This window comes from Hymenobacter cellulosilyticus (genome assembly GCF_022919215.1).
In the GTDB taxonomy this organism is placed as follows: domain Bacteria; phylum Bacteroidota; class Bacteroidia; order Cytophagales; family Hymenobacteraceae; genus Hymenobacter; species Hymenobacter cellulosilyticus.
Window position 1 is genome coordinate 4,484,901 of sequence record NZ_CP095046.1, and the last position, 16,017, is coordinate 4,500,917.

At 61.3% G+C, this 16,017-nt stretch carries 19 protein-coding genes and 6 pseudogenes; 10 read left to right on the forward strand and 15 right to left on the reverse strand.

Annotated elements, in window-relative coordinates:
- Positions 1-6: 6 nt before the first annotated feature.
- The 8 genes and pseudogenes from rpiA to MUN79_RS31375 all read right to left on the reverse strand — a co-directional run bounded on the left by rpiA (position 7) and on the right by MUN79_RS31375 (position 5,045).
- Positions 7-762: a ribose-5-phosphate isomerase RpiA gene (gene rpiA / locus MUN79_RS22035; protein WP_244674702.1), complete on the reverse strand. Its 756-nt coding sequence runs from the start codon at positions 760-762 to the stop codon at positions 7-9.
- Positions 763-797: 35 nt separating this feature from the next.
- Positions 798-1,256: a hypothetical protein gene (locus MUN79_RS22040; RefSeq protein ID WP_244674703.1), complete on the reverse strand. Its 459-nt coding sequence runs from the start codon at positions 1,254-1,256 to the stop codon at positions 798-800.
- Positions 1,256-1,555: an endo-1,4-beta-xylanase gene (locus MUN79_RS22045; RefSeq protein WP_244678376.1), complete on the reverse strand. Its 300-nt coding sequence runs from the start codon at positions 1,553-1,555 to the stop codon at positions 1,256-1,258. Before MUN79_RS22045 ends, MUN79_RS22040 begins: the two co-directional genes overlap by 1 nt.
- Positions 1,462-2,297, reverse strand: a pseudogene (locus MUN79_RS32000) (endo-1,4-beta-xylanase); the annotation flags it as partial. The gene MUN79_RS22045 and the pseudogene MUN79_RS32000, both read right to left, overlap by 94 nt.
- Positions 2,298-2,625: 328 nt before the next feature.
- Positions 2,626-3,152 (reverse strand): annotated as a pseudogene (locus tag MUN79_RS22055) (beta/alpha barrel domain-containing protein); the annotation flags it as partial.
- A 111-nt stretch (positions 3,153-3,263) separates the two neighbouring features.
- Positions 3,264-3,797: a glycoside hydrolase family 15 protein gene (locus MUN79_RS31365; protein ID WP_311136561.1), complete on the reverse strand. Its 534-nt coding sequence runs from the start codon at positions 3,795-3,797 to the stop codon at positions 3,264-3,266.
- Positions 3,766-4,731, reverse strand: coding sequence for a glycoside hydrolase family 15 protein (locus MUN79_RS31370; protein ID WP_311136562.1), 966 nt, complete (start codon positions 4,729-4,731; stop codon positions 3,766-3,768). The genes MUN79_RS31365 and MUN79_RS31370 overlap by 32 nt, the downstream gene beginning before the upstream one ends.
- Entirely contained in the window at positions 4,731-5,045 is a 315-nt protein-coding gene (locus tag MUN79_RS31375) for a trehalase-like domain-containing protein (RefSeq protein WP_311136563.1), read from the reverse strand. Before MUN79_RS31375 ends, MUN79_RS31370 begins: the two co-directional genes overlap by 1 nt.
- Before the next feature lie 273 nt (positions 5,046-5,318).
- Between MUN79_RS31375 and MUN79_RS22065 the strand changes: the two genes are divergently transcribed.
- The 10 genes and pseudogenes from MUN79_RS22065 to MUN79_RS32010 all read left to right on the forward strand — a co-directional run bounded on the left by MUN79_RS22065 (position 5,319) and on the right by MUN79_RS32010 (position 10,647).
- Positions 5,319-5,633, forward strand: a complete 315-nt coding sequence (locus tag MUN79_RS22065; RefSeq protein WP_244674705.1) for a TVP38/TMEM64 family protein — start codon at positions 5,319-5,321, stop codon at positions 5,631-5,633.
- 100 nt (positions 5,634-5,733) lie between these two features.
- Positions 5,734-5,970: a TVP38/TMEM64 family protein gene (locus tag MUN79_RS22070; RefSeq protein ID WP_244674706.1), complete on the forward strand. Its 237-nt coding sequence runs from the start codon at positions 5,734-5,736 to the stop codon at positions 5,968-5,970.
- Between the two features lie 146 nt (positions 5,971-6,116).
- Positions 6,117-7,640, forward strand: a complete 1,524-nt coding sequence (locus tag MUN79_RS22075) for a hypothetical protein (RefSeq protein WP_244674707.1) — start codon at positions 6,117-6,119, stop codon at positions 7,638-7,640.
- Between the two features lie 5 nt (positions 7,641-7,645).
- Complete coding sequence (locus tag MUN79_RS22080) at positions 7,646-8,074, forward strand: hypothetical protein (RefSeq protein ID WP_244674708.1); 429 nt, start codon at positions 7,646-7,648, stop codon at positions 8,072-8,074.
- Between the two features lie 510 nt (positions 8,075-8,584).
- Positions 8,585-8,689: pseudogene (locus MUN79_RS22085) on the forward strand (hypothetical protein); the annotation flags it as partial.
- Between the two features lie 196 nt (positions 8,690-8,885).
- Positions 8,886-9,011: a hypothetical protein gene (locus MUN79_RS30285; protein ID WP_262922918.1), complete on the forward strand. Its 126-nt coding sequence runs from the start codon at positions 8,886-8,888 to the stop codon at positions 9,009-9,011.
- A gap of 44 nt (positions 9,012-9,055) precedes the next feature.
- Positions 9,056-9,100 (forward strand): annotated as a pseudogene (locus MUN79_RS32295) (hypothetical protein); the annotation flags it as partial.
- A gap of 17 nt (positions 9,101-9,117) precedes the next feature.
- Positions 9,118-9,546, forward strand: coding sequence for a WYL domain-containing protein (locus tag MUN79_RS22090; RefSeq protein ID WP_244678416.1), 429 nt, complete (start codon positions 9,118-9,120; stop codon positions 9,544-9,546).
- A gap of 81 nt (positions 9,547-9,627) precedes the next feature.
- The gene (locus MUN79_RS22095) at positions 9,628-10,020 is read left to right on the forward strand and encodes a RidA family protein (protein WP_244674709.1); all 393 of its coding nucleotides are present in this window, start codon (positions 9,628-9,630) and stop codon (positions 10,018-10,020) included.
- 34 nt (positions 10,021-10,054) lie between these two features.
- Positions 10,055-10,647 (forward strand): annotated as a pseudogene (locus tag MUN79_RS32010) (putative immunity protein).
- A 56-nt stretch (positions 10,648-10,703) separates the two neighbouring features.
- On the opposite strand, the gene MUN79_RS22105 reads toward MUN79_RS32010, so the two are convergent.
- The 7 genes and pseudogenes from MUN79_RS22105 to MUN79_RS22140 all read right to left on the reverse strand — a co-directional run bounded on the left by MUN79_RS22105 (position 10,704) and on the right by MUN79_RS22140 (position 15,792).
- Positions 10,704-11,030, reverse strand: coding sequence for a sensor histidine kinase (locus tag MUN79_RS22105; RefSeq protein WP_244674711.1), 327 nt, complete (start codon positions 11,028-11,030; stop codon positions 10,704-10,706).
- Between the two features lie 50 nt (positions 11,031-11,080).
- Positions 11,081-11,754: pseudogene (locus tag MUN79_RS22110) on the reverse strand (PAS domain-containing protein).
- The gene (locus MUN79_RS22120) at positions 11,736-12,686 is read right to left on the reverse strand and encodes a PAS domain-containing protein (protein WP_244674713.1); all 951 of its coding nucleotides are present in this window, start codon (positions 12,684-12,686) and stop codon (positions 11,736-11,738) included. Before MUN79_RS22120 ends, MUN79_RS22110 begins: the two are co-directional and overlap by 19 nt.
- A 206-nt stretch (positions 12,687-12,892) precedes the next feature.
- Positions 12,893-14,170: a PAS domain-containing protein gene (locus tag MUN79_RS22125; RefSeq protein WP_244674714.1), complete on the reverse strand. Its 1,278-nt coding sequence runs from the start codon at positions 14,168-14,170 to the stop codon at positions 12,893-12,895.
- Between the two features lie 109 nt (positions 14,171-14,279).
- Positions 14,280-15,359 carry a CheR family methyltransferase gene (locus MUN79_RS22130; protein WP_311136795.1) on the reverse strand — a complete coding sequence of 360 codons (1,080 nt, stop codon included), beginning with the start codon at positions 15,357-15,359 and terminating at the stop codon, positions 14,280-14,282.
- Positions 15,257-15,562 (reverse strand): chemotaxis protein CheB, encoded by a 306-nt coding sequence (locus MUN79_RS22135; protein WP_262922919.1) that lies wholly within the window; start codon positions 15,560-15,562, stop codon positions 15,257-15,259. The genes MUN79_RS22130 and MUN79_RS22135 overlap by 103 nt, the downstream gene beginning before the upstream one ends.
- A complete protein-coding gene (locus tag MUN79_RS22140) occupies positions 15,544-15,792 on the reverse strand; it encodes a hypothetical protein (protein ID WP_244674715.1) in 249 nt (82 codons plus the stop codon). Before MUN79_RS22140 ends, MUN79_RS22135 begins: the two co-directional genes overlap by 19 nt.
- Positions 15,793-16,017 lie beyond the last annotated feature (225 nt).

The window sequence follows — 16,017 nt, forward strand, 5'->3', positions numbered from 1 at the left end:
GCGGCTTTAGGGCAAATCCGTAAAGTCGGCGGCGGAAGCAGGCGCCATGCCGGGCTGAAGGACCAGCGTAGTATCGGCTTGGGCTACTACGGCGGCCCGGGCCAAACCTAAAAACAGTCCGTGCTCCACGATACCGGGAATCTGTTGCAGCTGCTGGGCTAGTTCCGGTGGGTTGAGCAGCGCACCGAAGTAACAATCGACGAGCAGGTTGCCCTGGTCGGAACGGGCTGGCTCCGCGGGGTTGGTTTTATCCAGGCGCAATTTGGGCGCGCCACCCAGGTCGGCTACGGCGTCGAGCACCCAGGGCAATGCAAACGGCACGACTTCGAGGGGCAATGGAAACCGGCCCAGCTGCGCCACGTGCTTGCTTGCGTCGGCAATGATGAGCAGATAGTCGGAGGCGGTGGCTACCACTTTCTCGCGCAGCAAAGCTCCGCCTCCGCCTTTGATGAGTTGCAGTTGGTTGTCCAGCTCGTCGGCCCCGTCGATGGTTAGGTCGAGGCGCAGGCCGCGCCGGGGTGGCAGCAGCGGAATCCCAACTGCGCGGGCCAGCTTCTCACTGGCCAGGGAAGTTGCCACGGCTTCTACTTGCAATTCACCGTTCCGCACGGCCTGACCGAGCAGCGTAATGAATTCGGCGGCGGTGCTGCCCGTGCCCAAGCCCAGCTGCATGCCGCTACGCACCCAGCGCAGGGCGGCGGCAGCGGCTTGTTGCTTTTCCTGCCGGGTTATGTCATTTCCGGAATGTTTAGCGAAAGCCATAGTCGGGCGGTTGTTGGTCTTTACGCGTTTTGCCGCTACTTGCTTATTCTACTGCTGCTTGCGAAAGTTGTAAGCCAGGCCCAGCATCGTACGCAGGTAGCCCCATCCAAGTACTGATTTGTGTAGGGCGCAAGCTCGAAAACCACCTGCACGTTGCGGCGCGCCGCCAAGGGCTTGATCCGGGCCCCCAGGGTCAGGGAGTAGCCGTTTACCAGGGGCAGCTCATTGAAGGCCGAAAACGGATTGGTATTGACGCCCAGCCCAGTGTAATAGTTTACCAGTTCGCCCTTCTTCACATTCACCAGGGCGTGCAGCTCCAGGTTTACATTGGAAATAAACGTGTTGGTTTCGGCATTCAAACCGGCCCATACGCGCCGCTCGGTGTCGGAGCTTACGCCTAGCACCGATTGAAACGGGAAGTAGGTAACGGCCACCTGCGCCGCCGCCGACTGGGCAAAAGTCAGGGCCCCGAGCAGAGAAAAGAGTAGTTTCATTAGGGCAGAATCAGCCGGCAGTAGGCGGGCTTGGGTTGGTAATTGTCGTCAAACAGCAAGGGGTAGTCGGCGCGCTGGTAGTAGCTGCGCAGCCAGGAATTCTGGTCACTGACGCCCCAGAAAGTAATGCCATATTGCTGAGCCCGGGCAGTTGCTGATACGTGCGCACAACGAAGGTCAGCTTGTCGGCCTGGCGCTGCAACAGCTCGGGTGTGGACGCGGAGGCCTGGCCCAGCGGGTTCACCGACACGTCTACTTCCGAGAGATGAATTCGTAGGCCGGCTCTCTGCACCTCCCACAACGCTTCGGCTATCTGGGTGTTTTCGGGGTGAACAATGGAGATATGTAGCTGTAGGCCCAGGCCGTGCACCGGCACCCCGCGCTGCCGCATGGCTTGCAGCCAGGTTAGCACCGCCCGACGCTTCACCGGATTGGATTCCAGATCGTAATCGTTGTAGAAAAGCAGCGCGTTGGGGTCAGCCTCGTGGGCGTAGCGGAAGGCTTTTTCCAGGTAGTTGCTGCCCAGGTGCGCTTTCCAGATTGTATTGCGCAGGGTGCCGTCGGCCTCAAAAGCTTCATTGACCACATCCCAACTGCTCACCTGCCCTTAAAGTGGCGGCAAATGGTTTGAATATGGTCTTTAAACAGGGCCTCCCACTGTGCCTGGCTGCCCTCGAACTTCTCCATCCAGCGGGGCAGGGCCTGGTGCCAGAGCAGCGTATGGCCGTGCAGGCGCTTATTGTGCGTTTGGCAGAATGCCGCTAGTGTATCCGCTCCCGCCCAGTCGTAGTCGGCTGGGGCGGGGTGCAACACGTTGGGTTTAAACGTAAACTCCGGCGTGACACTGTTGAACTGCGCAATAGCCAGCTCCTGGTAAGGCGAGCCGGGATACAGCTCATTGGGATTGATGGCGACGCCTACGGGAAACGAGTATTGCGCGTACAGCCGGTGCGCGGTGTCGCACTGCCCGACGGTAGTTTTGCGGCAAGCGCCCAACACAAACCCACTTAACAGCAGCAGTAAAAGGCGAAGTCGGACCACAGGAAAGCTACTGGAAGGGGCTGGAACGGCCGGTGGCTTGTTTTAAAATAACTACCAAGCAGCGGCCTTCTTTGCTGAAAGCCGCCCTCGCCTTAAAGCTATTCTGAAACGGGGTTAAATCCACTACGCGCACAGGGGATATTGTCGCTCCCCAGCTCATTTTCCTGAGCAAAGAATTGCTGTTTGTGCCCTATTGAGCCGTTGCAGCAGTCGGGGGCTGCATGGCAGCCAGCAACTCCCGCACCTGGGCCGTCAAGGCCGCCGGGTCCTCGGTTTTCAACAAACGTGAATCAACGCCTACGCAGGTGGCGCCGGCCTGCATCCAGGCGGCCATGGTTTCGGGGGCGGGCTGAATGCCGCCGGTGGCCATAAAGCGCACTTTCGGCAACGGGGCGCTGATGGCCTTGAGGTAGTCGGGCCCGAGGATGGCGGAGGGAAACAGCTTGGCAAACGTGGCCCGAGCTGGCTAGCCTGGTATACTTCATTCAGGGTAGAAACCCCGGGTAGCCAGGCCAAATCGTACTGCTGGCACAGCGCGGCTACTTCAGCGCCGATGACGGGCTGCACGATGTAGTCGGCGCCGGCGCTGATGAACCGCTCGGCTTCTTCCACCGTGTAGATGGTGCCGGCCCCGAGTAGCAGGTCCGGGTACTCGGCTTCCACGAACTGCTGCAAATCGGTGAAGATGTCGAAGGCATTTGGACCACGGTTGGTAAACTCAAAGAGCCGCACGCCGCCTTCGTAGCAAGCCTGCAGGACGCGCCGGGCGTAAGGTTCTTCGGCGTGGTAAAATACCGGAATCAGCGGGCTTTGCAGGGCCTGGTTCACGGCATCTGCCTTGGTAAAACGAGCCATAGAGAATGAAAACAACGAAATGGGAAAGCCAGGCAAATAGCCTCAGCAGAGGCCGGGCCTAGCATAAGCGCTTCGCACTCGACTGCTGCCCGGCCTCCGACTGCCGGAGGGCTACAGGAAATTAGGCCGGTCGAGCTTTTTGGAAATGCGGTAAGCCGCGTTGACCAAGCCTACATGGCTATAGGCCTGGGGGAAATTGCCCCACTGCGAACCAGTGCGGGCGTCCACGTCTTCGCTGAGCAAGCCCAGGTGGTTGGTGTAGCCTAGCAGCTTTTCAAACTCCCGGGCCGCATCGTCGAGGCGGCCGACGCAGGCTAGGGCCTCCACATACCAGAAAGAGCAGATCAGGAAGGTGGTTTCGGGCGTACCGAAGTCGTCGGGGTGGCGGTAGCGGTAAAACAGGCCCTCGGGCGTCTTCAGCTCCTTTTCCAACTCCCGCAGGTGGGTTTTGGCCCGGTCAGAGTTGGGGTCGAGGTAGCCCATCAGAATCAGCTGCAGGCCGCTGGCATCGAGGTGGGGCGAGCCAATGGCGTTGGTGTACACGCCCCGCTCGGCATCGTAGCACTCCTCGATTTTCTGGGCCGCGGTGTGGGCCAGTTGCTCGGCCATGTCCTCAATGTCCCGGTTGCCGAGGTAGCGCGCCACCTTGCGGGCCGCGTGGGCCCGGCCCAGTGAAAGAGGAAGGTGTAACAGTGGTGCTGCGCAATGTGGCGGAACTCCAGAGCCCGGCGTCGGGCATGTCCATGGTTTCCTTGATCAGGCGCAGCGCGTCGTACATCATCCGCTCGGAGTCGGCCCGCTCCTTGCCCACGAAGCGCCGATCCACGTAGAGCGGCAGCAAGGCCACCAGTACCTGCCCGTAGACGTCATTCTGAATGTGGGTGTAGGCGTCGTTGCCGATGCGCACGGGCTGGTTGCCGAGGTAGCCTTCCAGCGGCAGCTCTTTTTCCACCAGCTTAGCGGCCCCGCTGATGCTGTAGAGCGGCTGGTATTTGTCGCGCACCTTGGTCGAGATATTGGCGATGTAGTGGAAGTACTTCTCCATCTCCTCGAAGTGCCCGATGTTGTTGAAGGCCGTCAGGATGTAGTACGTGTCGCGCATCCAGCAGAAGCGGTAGTCCCAGTTGCGGGTGCTGCCGGGCGCTTCGGGCAAACTCGTAGTCGTGGCGGCAATGATAGCGCCGGTGTCTTCGTACTGGTGTAGCTTCAAAGCCAGAGCCGAGCGAATCACCTGGGTCTGGTAGAAGTTGCTGATGCTGGTGCTTTTCACCCAGTGCTGCCAGTGTTGCACGGTTTTGCGCAAAAACTCCTCGACTGTGCTGTGCAGACTGGCTTCCAGCGGAGCTCCGTACGTCAGGACCAAATAGCGGGTTTCGTTGAGCACGAATCCTTCGCCGTCGAGAATATACGTCAGGGGAATGTCGGTAGTCAGGCGCACTTCCTCCTCCATGCCCAGGAAGGCAATGTGGTTGGAGCTGCGGCGGCGCGTGAGCTGCTGCTCCCCATACTCGGCCACGGGGTTGCAAACCACCTTTACCCGCGGCAAGCCGGCCAGGGGCTCGATCTTACGGATAAACATCAGGGCTTGTAGTGCCGGTCGTACTGGGCAAAGCGCGGGGCAAAGTCGGTGACGCGGTAGCGGCCCTCGGCGTTTTCGATTTCGGTGCACAGCACGTTGGTGTTTTCCAGGTAGTACTGCCGGGTGCGGTAGTCGGCGTCTTCGGCAGGCTTGATGCTGAACTCGCCGCCCTTGCGGGTGTCGAGCAGGGGGCCAAAAACGAAGCTGCTGTCGAAGCGGGGCCAGCAGAGCCAGGAAACGGAGGTGTCTTGCTTGATCAGGGCGAGGTAGGCGCAGTTGCCCACCAGGCCCATGTCGTAGGTATGTTTGCTCATGGCCGAGAAGTCAGGTGAAGGCCCATCGGGGCGCTTGTCACGGAGTTTGGAGCTCCTTAGTACCCATTGGCGCCGGTCGGGTTGCCGCCAACCACCAACGAGGCGCTGCGTAAAGACCAAGCACCCCGCGTCGGCGGGCCGCTCACCCGGCCGTTTCGGCGCTATTTGCTCACCTTTCGTCCCTGCTCTGTTGGTTAACTCCGCGTCTTCTGCCCCGTCCAAAAAATCCAGCCGCCTGCCGCTCTACCTGGCCGGGGCCTGCTGCTGGCCCTGGTGGCCTGCTATTTCCTGTGGCCCGCGTTTCAAACCGGGGCCAAGGAAGCCTTCACCGTGCTCAAGAGCGGCGAGCAAGAGAAGGTATCGGCCTGGATCAAGCAGTTCGGCTACTGGGGCCCGGTGGTGATTGTGGCCGGCATGGTGGCCCAGATGTTTCTGGTCGTGGTAAACGTGGTGCTACTGATTCTGGTGGCTATTCTGGCTTATGGGCCCTGGTGGGGCTCCTTGCTGGCCCTGGCTGGCATTGTGGTGGCCTCGTCGGTGGGCTACTGGCTGGGCCACTCGGCCGGGAGGCATTTATTGGCCGACTGATTGGCGAGAAAAACGAGAAGAAGATGGTGGAGGAAGTGCAGCGCTATGGCACCTGGGCCGTCGTCATTGCCCGCCTCTCCCCGCTCTGTCCGACGACGCGGTGAGCTTTGTGGCCGGGGTGGCCCGCCTGGGCTACTGGCGGTTTATGCTGGCTACGGTGGCCGGCGTAGCGCCCCTTATTGCCCTGCTGGCCTGGCTGGGCGAAAACAGTGACCGGCTCAAAAGTGGCCTGCTCTGGGTGTCGGGCATCAGCATTCTGCTGTTTGGGGCCTACGTGTGGTGGGACAAGCGCCGGGGCAAAAAACGGCCAGAATCGGCGTTGGCCCAGAAAAACTAACAAATTGGACGAAAACCCCGGAATAGGATTCGGCGGCTGCTACCTTTGCGAGCTTAAATGGGGGCCGAATTGCCGGTTTCCCGCTCCCCTCACTTCTGATGCAGTGCCCCGTGCGTTTTCTTCCGGGTTTTAGCTGGCTTGCCGGCTTGGCCGCCCTCCTGTGCCTCTCCTTGCCGGGCCAGGCCCAAACAACTCCGTTCCCTTCTACTCCCCTGCTGCGCGAGCTGACGCTGCGCACCGACACCACGCGCTACTCGCTGAGCCGCCACACCATTGCCGTGCAGGGCGAGCCTAACCTGTACTTCTACTACCGGCAGGACGATGAAACCGCCGAGCTGCTGCTCTACCCGCTGAGCTGGCAGACCAAAGCACCCGTGCGCCTGCGCCGATCCGCTGACTTCGTGCTGCTCGACTCGCTTACGGCCGTCGGCAACCAGTATTACCGCACCAAAATCCGGTTCAAGGACTTGCCCGCGGCCCGCTTCCTGCAGCTCACCTTCACCCAGGCCAGCGACAGTGCCGGCCGGCCTCCGCTGACCCAGACGGTAAGCCTGCTGCCCATTACGCGCACCACCCTGGAGTTTAAGCCCAACGACACGGAGCTGTTTGTGGGCGAGGAAAAGGTGTTCGATTTGAGCAGCAATAACCCCAAGAACATCCGCGTCTCGACGGAGTGGACCAAGGGCCAGGACATCGACTACCGCATTGTGCAGGAAAAAGGCCAGCTGCGCCTGCGCGTGGTTCCCAACGAGCTAGGCACCCGCCTGCTCACGGTGCGCCCCCAGACCGAGCGGCCCTTCCTGACCGACAACAACCGCCGCCTGAGCTACGCCCTGGCTCCGCTGCGCCAGGAATTTACGGTGAAGGCCTCGCGGCTGCGCTTTCTGAGCGTCGATAAAAAGGAAATAACCATGGACGAGGCCGCCCGCCGCAAGGGCGTGGAAATCATCCTCGACAACGGCCGCACCTTTGACCTGAAGCGCACCTACCGCATTGAGGATCAAGAAGAAGCCGGCGGCGCTTTGATGGCCGAGCTCTTTACCCGCCAGTACCTGACCAACGACCGGGTGCTGTGCTGGCTGCGCGTGTACAACACCCACCGGCAGACGGACAGCTACCTCTACATCAAGGAAAACGACCAGCCCAAGTACATTACCAACTTCAACATCTCGCCCAAAACGGCCATCAGCAGCGTGCAGGTGCGGCACCGGGGCGGCGACTGGAGCTCCAGCCTCAACGTGAACCCCGGCGAAACCGTGGACGTGCGCCTGGAGGGCGAGTCCTTGCAGAAGGCCCGCTTCCACTTCGAGGACCTGACCGTGGTGCCTTCCGACTCGTCGATCCGCTCGGACGCGGCCGTGGTGTACCGCGTGCAGGTGCCTCAGACTATTGACAAGCGCCGCATCACCATCTTCAACGCCGGCCAACCCACAGGCTATGCGTTGGCCGTGAAGGAGTTTCAGCGCCCCCACCCGCTCGATTTCGTGGCTGTCAACTTCGGGGAAAGCCCGCGGGTAATCAACCGCCTCAACGGGCCGGTGCTCTACGACCGGACCATCAGTGACGTGGTCTTCAGCTTCAACCCCAACGGCATCGACACCGAAGCCCAGCTCTACGGCAAGCAGTACCTGACCTTCGACATCCGGACCCAGAACGCCAAGGGGAGCTGATTGAGATGCGCACCATCGACAACGTGGTGGTCTGCCCCGGCGACAACTCGGTGCGGGCCGCCTTCTACCAGGACAAGCAGTGCCAGGTGGGCAACATCAGCCTCAACAACATCCTGAGCTCCCGCAAAACCTACGACCTGGACGACTGGAGCACAATTATCATCACCATCAAGCACAACCAGAGCCAGTACCAGGAGCCGGGCTTCACCCAGAAGCTGGAACTGGTGCTTAAGCGCCGCATCAAGTTCGACATCGACGTGAGCTTCCCCGGCGGCCTGCTTACCAAGTACAAGGGCGAGTCGAGCTACACTTCCTTCGGCGGTATCTCGCTGGCCATGCTGGGGCAGCTGAGCTTTTACCACCCGAGAAAATCAACCGCCTGCGCCCGTATAAAGTGGGAGCCGGCTTCGTGGCCCTCAACGCCTTCGACCTAAGCAAAAACGGCGGCAACCGGGACTTGGGCGTGGTTATTCTGGGCTCCATCTACCCACTCGCCGCGACGCTAAGCTCACCTTCCCGCTTTACCTGGGCGGCGGCTACCTGCTTTCCGCCGGCAAGCCCTTCTTCCTCCTCGGCCCGGCATCGGCGTGCGGCTGTAAGGTGAGTTGGTGAAATGGCGAGTTTGATGTTCAGCTAACCCGTGTCATTGCGAGCTTGCGAAGCAATCCGTCCTCTACTAGTGACAAACATCCTTTACCCAGAAAGCCCTTTACTACCGCAATAGTAAAGAGCTTTTCACTTCAGGTAACTCAGCACATTTTAGAGGACGGATTGCTTCGTCTTGCTCGCAATGACACTGTTCTTTTGCAGTATAGCATGCCTGGCCCTGATGGGTACTATGGTATTCCAAACGCGTTTCTGGCAATCTTATAGCCGGGACTTGTTTGCCTTGCTTAGCAGCAACTGCCTCCCGAAGTAATACCTCTTATTTTTATATCCAGGCGATGAACCGATTTGACCGGGTAACGGCTATTCTGATCCAGCTGCAGGCCAAGCGCACCGTGACGGGGCCGGCTTTGGCCGCGCAGTTTGGCGTGAGCTTACGCACCATCTACCGCGACCTGCGCACCCTGGAAGAAGCCGGTGTACCCTCATTGGCGAGCAGGGAATCGGGTACTCGCTGGTGGAAGGCTACCGTTTGCCGCCGGTCATGTTTTCCCGCGAAGAAGCTACGGCCCTGCTCACAGCCGAAAAGCTGGCCGCCCAGCTCACCGACGCGCCCACGGCCCAGCTCAGCGGGCGGCCATGGACAAGCTGCGTGCCGTGCTGCGCCGCCCCGACCGGGACCACCTCGAAACCCTGGCGCCCCGCATCCATGTGCTCAGCCCCGCGACCCGGCCGGCTTTCCGGCGGCCTACCAGCTGCTGGTGACGGCCGTGGCCGCCAGCCGCGTGGTGCACCTGCGCTACCACTCCGCCGACGCTCAGGCTCCCTCCGCCCGCGACATTGAGCCCGTCAGCCTGTACCGCAGCCGGGTGTGGCACGTGCTGGCGTATTGCCGGCTGCGCAAGACCTTCCGGATTTCCGCCTCGACCGTATCGAAGCGCTGGAGCTGCGGGAGGAAGTCTTTACCCCCGCCCGAAACCCTGCAGCAGCACTGGGCCAAACAAGCCAAGCGCCAGCCCGGGAAAAGGTCGTGCTCCGCTTTCAGCCGGACGCGGTGCTGCCCGCCCTGGCCCGACAGCTGCAGGATACCAAGTACCAGTACGGCTGGACCCAGGAGCACATTTTGCCGGATGGCAGCCTGGAAATGAGCTTTCTAATCGGGGACCTGCCCTACCTGGCCACCTGGCTGCTGCCCTACGCCGGGGCCGTTACCATCCTAGAGCCCGCCGTGCTGGAAGAGCACCTGCGCGAGCTGGCCCGGCGGGTGTATGAAATATTTTGTACCCCCAAAACATGCTGACACAGGGCTGTCAGTAGGCGCCGAGACCTTTGTAGAGTCAAGTGACAAACACCTTTTTACCCCAACTCACAAAGTAAAAAAATGGAAAAGCGCACCGTAGACCCGTGGAAATGGGGAGAGCAAACCAATTCGGTTCAGGCCGTCGAAATCAAACAGCCCGCCGGCACCCTTTACTGCTCCGGGCAGGTGGCTCTCGACGCGGAGGGCCGGCCCAGCTCGGCCGATATGCGCAGCCAGCTGCAGCAAACCTTCCAGAACCTGGAGCAGCTCATCGGCGAAGCGGGGTATGAATGCTCGGGCATCGTGCGGCTGAACGTGTACACCACTTCCGTAACGGAGTTTTTCACGACCTGCTCGGATGTGTACCAGGCCTGGATAGCCCGGCACGGCGTGAAGCAAGCCACGACGCTGCTGGAAGTGCAGGGCCTGTTTGCGGGCCTCACCGTGGAGCTGGAAGCTACTGTAGTAAAGTAAGCTCCTGACCAAAAACGCTCCCCAGGGCTGGCTAGTGGGTCGGCCCTGGGGAGCGTTGCTGTGCTTTATCCGGTACTTTAGGCGTTGCCAACCGGCCTATTACGCTAGCCGCTATGATTTTACCGAAAGAAAGAGACCCTCGATTTATCACCATCCGCCGGGCGGTACGCTCACCGATGCCCACCATCAGCTGCTGGCCGAGTGGGCAGTAGCTTGTGCCGAGCACGTACTCCACCTCTTTGAGCAGGCCAACCCCGACGACCAGCGGCCCGGCAAGCCCTGGAGCTAGCGCGGGCCTGGGTCAGAGGCGAGGCGACCATGAAACAGGCGCACCAGGCTGCTTTTGCCGCCAATGCCGCGGGCAAAGGAATGCCGGAAGCGGCCCGGTTTGCCGCCCTGGCAGCCGGACAGGCAGTGGCGGTAGCGCACGTGGCGGCGCATGAGCTGGGAGCCGCGGCCTACGCCATCAAGGCAGTAAGAGAAACGGTATTAGACAAGGAGAAGGACAGCATTGGGCAGCAGGAGTGCCAGTGGCAGCGCGACCAGCTGCCGGACGCTATTCGGGAGCTGGTGCTGGACGACCAAAGGCTACGAAACCCCATCTGCTGGTTTGCATTCAGCTGCTGACGGGGCGGTAACAGGTTAGGAAGCTACCGGCGCCTCAGCCTGTACAAGTCTCTACTTTACCTCGATTTCGATGGTGATAATGGAGCCTTTGCCGGGCGGGAATCCACGGTAAGGGTACCGCCCAGCAGGTCGAGGCGGTTGCGGATGCCGGCCAGGCCGATGCCCTTGGCGGTTTTTTCGTTGGCGGCGGGCTGGGTAAAGCCCACCCCGTCGTCCTCGGCCGAAATGTGCAGGTGGCCTTCTTCGTACACCACGTACACGTAGGCTTCGTGGGCTTTGGCGTGCTTGATGATGTTGGCCAGCAGCTCCTGCACGATGCGGTAGGCAGCCACGTCGTAGAGGCGGGGGCGCTCCTGCTCCAGGCCGTGCAGCTGCAGGTGCACGTGCAGCTGCTGCTTGGGAATCCGCTTGGTGAGCTCCTCCAGGGCTATTTTCAGGCCGAAGTCTTCGAGGATGCCCGGGTCAGCTCGTGCGAGATGGTGCGCGTGGCCTTGATGCCTTCGTCAATCAAGCTCAGAGCGGCTTCACGGTTCTGGCCGGTGCCCGAGCGGTTTTCCAGGTTGAGCTTAGCCGCGTACAGCAGCTGGCCCACGCCGTTGTGCAGGGCCTCGGCAATACGCTTGCGCTCCTCCTCCTGGGTGGTCAGGATGGCGGCCAGCACTTCCTGCTGCTGGCGCAGCTTCAGGGCCGTGGCTTCCTCGGCCAGGCGCACCCGCTCGGTCACGTCGCGGATGTGGACCAGGGCCCCGCTGATGTGGCCCTCGGGCGAGGCCAAAGGCACGAAATACGACTCGAAATAGCCCTGGCTGGAATGAAACGGCATGTCCTGGCGCATCATGCGCCGGCCCTGCAGCACCTGGCGCATTCCTTCTTCTTGCTCGCCGCCGGCGTATTCGGGGAAAAGCTCCAGCACGCCCTGCCCAGCACCTGGGCTTCGGAGCGGCCCGAAAACTCTTCCTGCACCCGGTTCCAGGCCGTAATGCGCAACTCCTGGTCGAAGGCCAGAATGCCGTCCACGCTGTTGTCGAGCAGGCTTTCCGAGAATTCCTTCTGGCGCAGCAGCTCCACCCGGGCGGCGCGGGCGGCCGTCACGTCGCGCCAGGCCACGTGCAGCAAGGGGCCTTATTCTGGAGGGCAAACAGGGTAATAACGGCCTCTACCCACACTTCCTCGCCGGTGATGCGCTGCATGAGCAGCTCCATTTTGGCCGAGCCCTGCCGCATGGCTTCCTGCACCACCGCGTTGATGAGCTGCAGGCTGAGGGTACCGTCGGGCTGGCGTTCCGGGAAAAAATCGGTGATGTGGTGGCCCACTACTTCCTCCCGGTCCAGGGCGGCGAGCAGCTGCATGGCCGCCGTGTTGCAGTCGAGGTAGTAGTTGTCCTGGAGCAGCACCACCGCGTCGGAGCTGTGCTCAAAGAGCCGCCGAAACCGGGCTTCGCTGGCTTCCAGGGCCTTTTTGGCTTCATGCTGCCGGGTAATGTCGATAACGACCACGCGGCAGTGGGTGGGCTGCGCCTCGGGCTCCCGGGCCACGGCCAGGCCTTCGAGCAGGGCGTAAAACACGGTGCCGTCTTCCCGCCGCAAAATCAGCTCCAGCGTCTGGCGCTGCTCGCTGGCCTGCACCCGAAGCAGCAACTCCTGAAACTCCGCGCGGTACTCCGGGTCGACAAACCAGGCGAAGCGCCGCCCGATCAGGCGCTGGCGCACCGAACTCAGCTGCTGGCTGCCCTTCAGGTTAAGTTGGGTGATAACGCCGTGCAGGTCGAGGCTGAAGTAGCCCACCGGCGCGAAGTCGTAGAGGTCTACGTACTGGGCGCGCATGGTTTCGAGCTCGGCCTGGGCCAGCAGCAGCTCCTCGTACTGCATTTCCAGCTCAATCTGATGCACCTGCAAGTCCTGCACGAGGCGCTGCACGTCTTCGGGCAGTCCTTCGCTCAGGCTCTGGGTCAGCAGGCTTTTGCGCTTTTCGGCCTGACTCCGCAGCTCTTGCAGGGCCGCGTGCGCCGAGGCGGCCGACGGGGAATCAGGCGTGTTCATACAGTCAAGCTAGGGAAATTACCTGTACTACGGAAGCTCCGCCTTATTGAATGAGTTATTGCCGCTCAAGTACGCCACCTAGTGCTGGGCTTCCCGGGGCTCCACGCCCAGCAGCAGGCGGCCGGTTTCGTGCCCCTCACTCATGATCCGGCGGCCGTGCACCAGTACTTCCTGCGGCTCGGCTCCGGGTAGGTGCAGCGTCAGGGTCAGGTTGTTAAACTCCTCGGCCTGTTTATCCAGCAGGGTTTGCAGGTGGCGGCGCAGCTCGGGCTGGTTCCAGGCGCCCCCTGCAGCTTGGCGAGGGAAAGGTGGCGCACGGCGTCGGCATCCACCCCAAAAATCTGGGCAAACGAGCGGCTGGCCGTGAGAATATGCAGGTGCTGGTCGAGCACGAGCAGGGGCTCCCGCACGGTTTCGATGATGCTGTTGGCAAAGCGCGAGGTTTCCTGCAACTGCTCCTCCAGGTGCTTCAGGCCCGAAATATCGGTGAAGGTGATGACCGTGCCGCTGATGTAGTTGTCGAGGGTGCGGTAGGGCAGAATGCGCATGGCGTACCACTCGCCCGTAGTGGTCTGGATGTTGGAATCGATGCTCACCAGCCGGTCGAGCACCTGCTGAATGTCGGCGGCCAGGTTTTCGTGGCGCAGGTTGCTGGCAAAGTGCGTGATGGGCCGGCCCGCATCCGAGGGCAGCAGCTTGATGATACGGCTTACCGAGGGCGTAAACCGCTTGATGACCATGTCATTGTCGAGGAAGATGGTGGCAATTTCGGTGGCGTCGAGCAGGTTTTTCATGTCGTTGGCGGCCATCGAGAGTTCCTCGGTCTTGCTCAGGTACTGCATGTTCAGGGTCATGAGCTCCTCGTTGAGGCTCTGCATTTCCTTCTTGTTGGTCATGGCCTCCTCGTTGGTGCTTTGCAGTTCCTCGTTGGCACTTTGCAGTTCCTCATTGGTGCTTTTGAGCTCCTCCACGCTGCTTTCCATTTCCTCGATGGTGATTTGTAGGCGGCGCTTGGTGTAGTGCAGCTCTTTTTCCAGGGCGGCTGCCGCATCCTTGTTCATTCCGTCGCCGAGGCTGGTTTTGCTCAGGCGCACCTTGCGGGGCGTGGGCTGGTCCTCGAACACGACCAGCAGCAGGCCGGCCAGCGTGTCGACTTCCTCCAGGTACTTCACCGTGATGCGCAGCAGCTGGTAGCCGCTTTCGGTCTTGACCCGCACGTTGTCGGCCACGGCGTCTTCGTGGGTGGCGTTGGCCTTGTGCACCAGGCCGCTAAGCTCGTAGTTGAGGTCTTCGCGGGCCATTTCAAACAGGTTCATGCTGCCCAGGCCCGGGGCTGGCTCCAGGTAGCGGCCGGTGCGCCCGTTCACGTACAGGATTTCGCCCCGGGCATTGATGACCACGGCCGGCGGCGTGTAGGTGCGCAGCAGCACTTTCTGCACCAAGGAAGCGAATGGGCCGTCTTTACGGGGAGCAATAGGGTGCATAGCGCTGTTGGCGGGGGCGTTGGAGGCCGTTTGGGGGTCAGGGAAAAAGGGAAATTAACGATGCGCGGCAGGGGCGAAGTAGTTTCGGAGCGGCGCGAAATCTTCCACTTCACGTCCAGGGGCTGAAAAAGATCCTGAAACCCGGTGAGGTTCTCGGACGGCCCAGGAACAGCAAGCCGTTGGGGTTGAGGGCGTAGTGAAAGATGGGAATAATGTTTTTCTGCAGCTCGGCCGAGAGGTAAATCAGCAGGTTGCGGCAGCATACCAAATCAAGCCTGGTGAAGGGGGCATCCTTGTTCAGGTTGTGCAGGGCAAAGATGACCAGGTCGCGCACTTCCTTACGAATCAGGTAGTGGCCGTCGGTTTTCTGAAAAAACCGCTCCAGCCGCGCCGGGCTCACGTCGGCTTCGATGTTGGCCGGGTACAGGCCCGCGCGGGCAAAGTCAATGCCCTCGTTGTTGATGTCGGTGGCGAAAATCTGGATTTTGAGGTGGCGCGTGGGGTCGATGCCGTCCAGGGCTTCGAGCAGGGTCATGGCCAGGGAATAGGCTTCCTCCCCGGTAGAGCAGCCCGGGGCCCACACCCGCACCACGCTGTCGGCGGGCTTGGCGCGCAGAACGGGCAGCAGCCGCACCTTCAGCAAATCGAAAGCCTCCTTGTCGCGGAAAAACTTGGTGACGCCGATCAGCAGCTCCTTGAACAGGGCCTCTACCTCCGAGGGAGTTTCCTGCAAAAAGCGCACGTAGTGGGTAAACTCCTGAATCTGGTGGGAGTTCATGCGCCGCTCGATGCGCCGAAACACGGTATTGCGCTTGTAGAAGCTGAAGTCGTGCCCGGTCTGGGTCCGGATCAGGGTAAAGATTTTCTGCAGGGCGTGGGCCGGCTGGGAGGCCGACTCGGCCACTTCGCGCCGGGGCCGGGCTCCCAGGGGCTTGTTTACGTATTCGAGGAGCTTGGCCGGCAGCTGCTCGGCGGGCAGCACGTAGTCCACAAACTCGGTGGCAATGGCCGAGCGGGGCATGCTGTCGTACTCGGCCGTATCGGGAGCCTGCACCATCACCATCCCGAAGTTTTCCATCACCATTTTCAGCCCCACGGTGCCGTCGGTGCCCAGGCCCGACAAGACGATGCACACGGCCCGCTCCCGGGCGTCCTTGGCCAGGCTCTGGAAGAAGTAGTCGATGGGCAGGCGCTTGCCCCGGGGCTGTTCGGGGCAAACAGCAGCAGCGTGCCGTGCAGAATGCTCAAGTCACGGTCGGGCGGAATCACGTAAACGTGATTGGGCCGCACCTTCTGCCCGTCGGTAGCTTCCAGCACCGGCATGCTCGTGCTTTGCTGCAGCACCTGGGCCAGCTGACTGGGCTGATCGGGCATCAGGTGCAGCACCACCACGAAGGCAATGCCACTGCCGGGGGCATGTGTTGGAAAAACTTTTCCAGCGCCCCTACCGAGCCTGCCGAGCCGCCTAGCCCCACGATGGTAAACTTTTCGTTCGGCTTTTCCTGGCGCTCCACCTCACGCAGCTGCTGCGGCGAAGGCTGGGGCTCCAGGGGTAAGTCGGCGGGGTCAACGGGCAGGATGGTTTCCTCCTCGTCGGAATTGGCTTGGGCGGGTGTCTTCATCTTTGAGCGGAGTCGTAGCTGAGGCGGCTTCGGTCAAGCGTCCGCTGAGGGTTTGCGCGCACTAAGGGCTTACGACAATTCTTCAAAAGTACGCACAAAAAAGTCACTGGTGGGGTTTCAAAGGCTGCTTCCGCCTGCTACACATCGGCAAGCGCCACCATATCCAGAAGGCGTGGGGCTGCGTACATCTAAAAGACTTTCCTGCTTTTGTCGGTGGCTTGCCAC

Bases quoted from the DNA above. Each gene is read 5' to 3' on its own strand.
- MUN79_RS31370 (WP_311136562.1), bottom strand. From the start codon at position 4,731: ATGTTTATCCGTAAGATCGAGCCCCTGGCCGGCTTGCCGCGGGTAAAG.
- rpiA (WP_244674702.1), bottom strand. From the start codon at position 762: ATGGCTTTCGCTAAACATTCCGGAAATGACATAACCCGGCAGGAAAAG.
- MUN79_RS22095 (WP_244674709.1), top strand. From the start codon at position 9,628: ATGGAAAAGCGCACCGTAGACCCGTGGAAATGGGGAGAGCAAACCAAT.
- MUN79_RS22120 (WP_244674713.1), bottom strand. From the start codon at position 12,686: ATGAACACGCCTGATTCCCCGTCGGCCGCCTCGGCGCACGCGGCCCTG.
- MUN79_RS31375 (WP_311136563.1), bottom strand. From the start codon at position 5,045: ATGAGCAAACATACCTACGACATGGGCCTGGTGGGCAACTGCGCCTAC.
- MUN79_RS30285 (WP_262922918.1), top strand. From the start codon at position 8,886: ATGGACAAGCTGCGTGCCGTGCTGCGCCGCCCCGACCGGGACCACCTC.
- MUN79_RS22040 (WP_244674703.1), bottom strand. From the start codon at position 1,256: ATGAAACTACTCTTTTCTCTGCTCGGGGCCCTGACTTTTGCCCAGTCG.
- MUN79_RS22140 (WP_244674715.1), bottom strand. From the start codon at position 15,792: ATGAAGACACCCGCCCAAGCCAATTCCGACGAGGAGGAAACCATCCTG.
- MUN79_RS22125 (WP_244674714.1), bottom strand. From the start codon at position 14,170: ATGCACCCTATTGCTCCCCGTAAAGACGGCCCATTCGCTTCCTTGGTG.
- MUN79_RS22080 (WP_244674708.1), top strand. From the start codon at position 7,646: ATGCGCACCATCGACAACGTGGTGGTCTGCCCCGGCGACAACTCGGTG.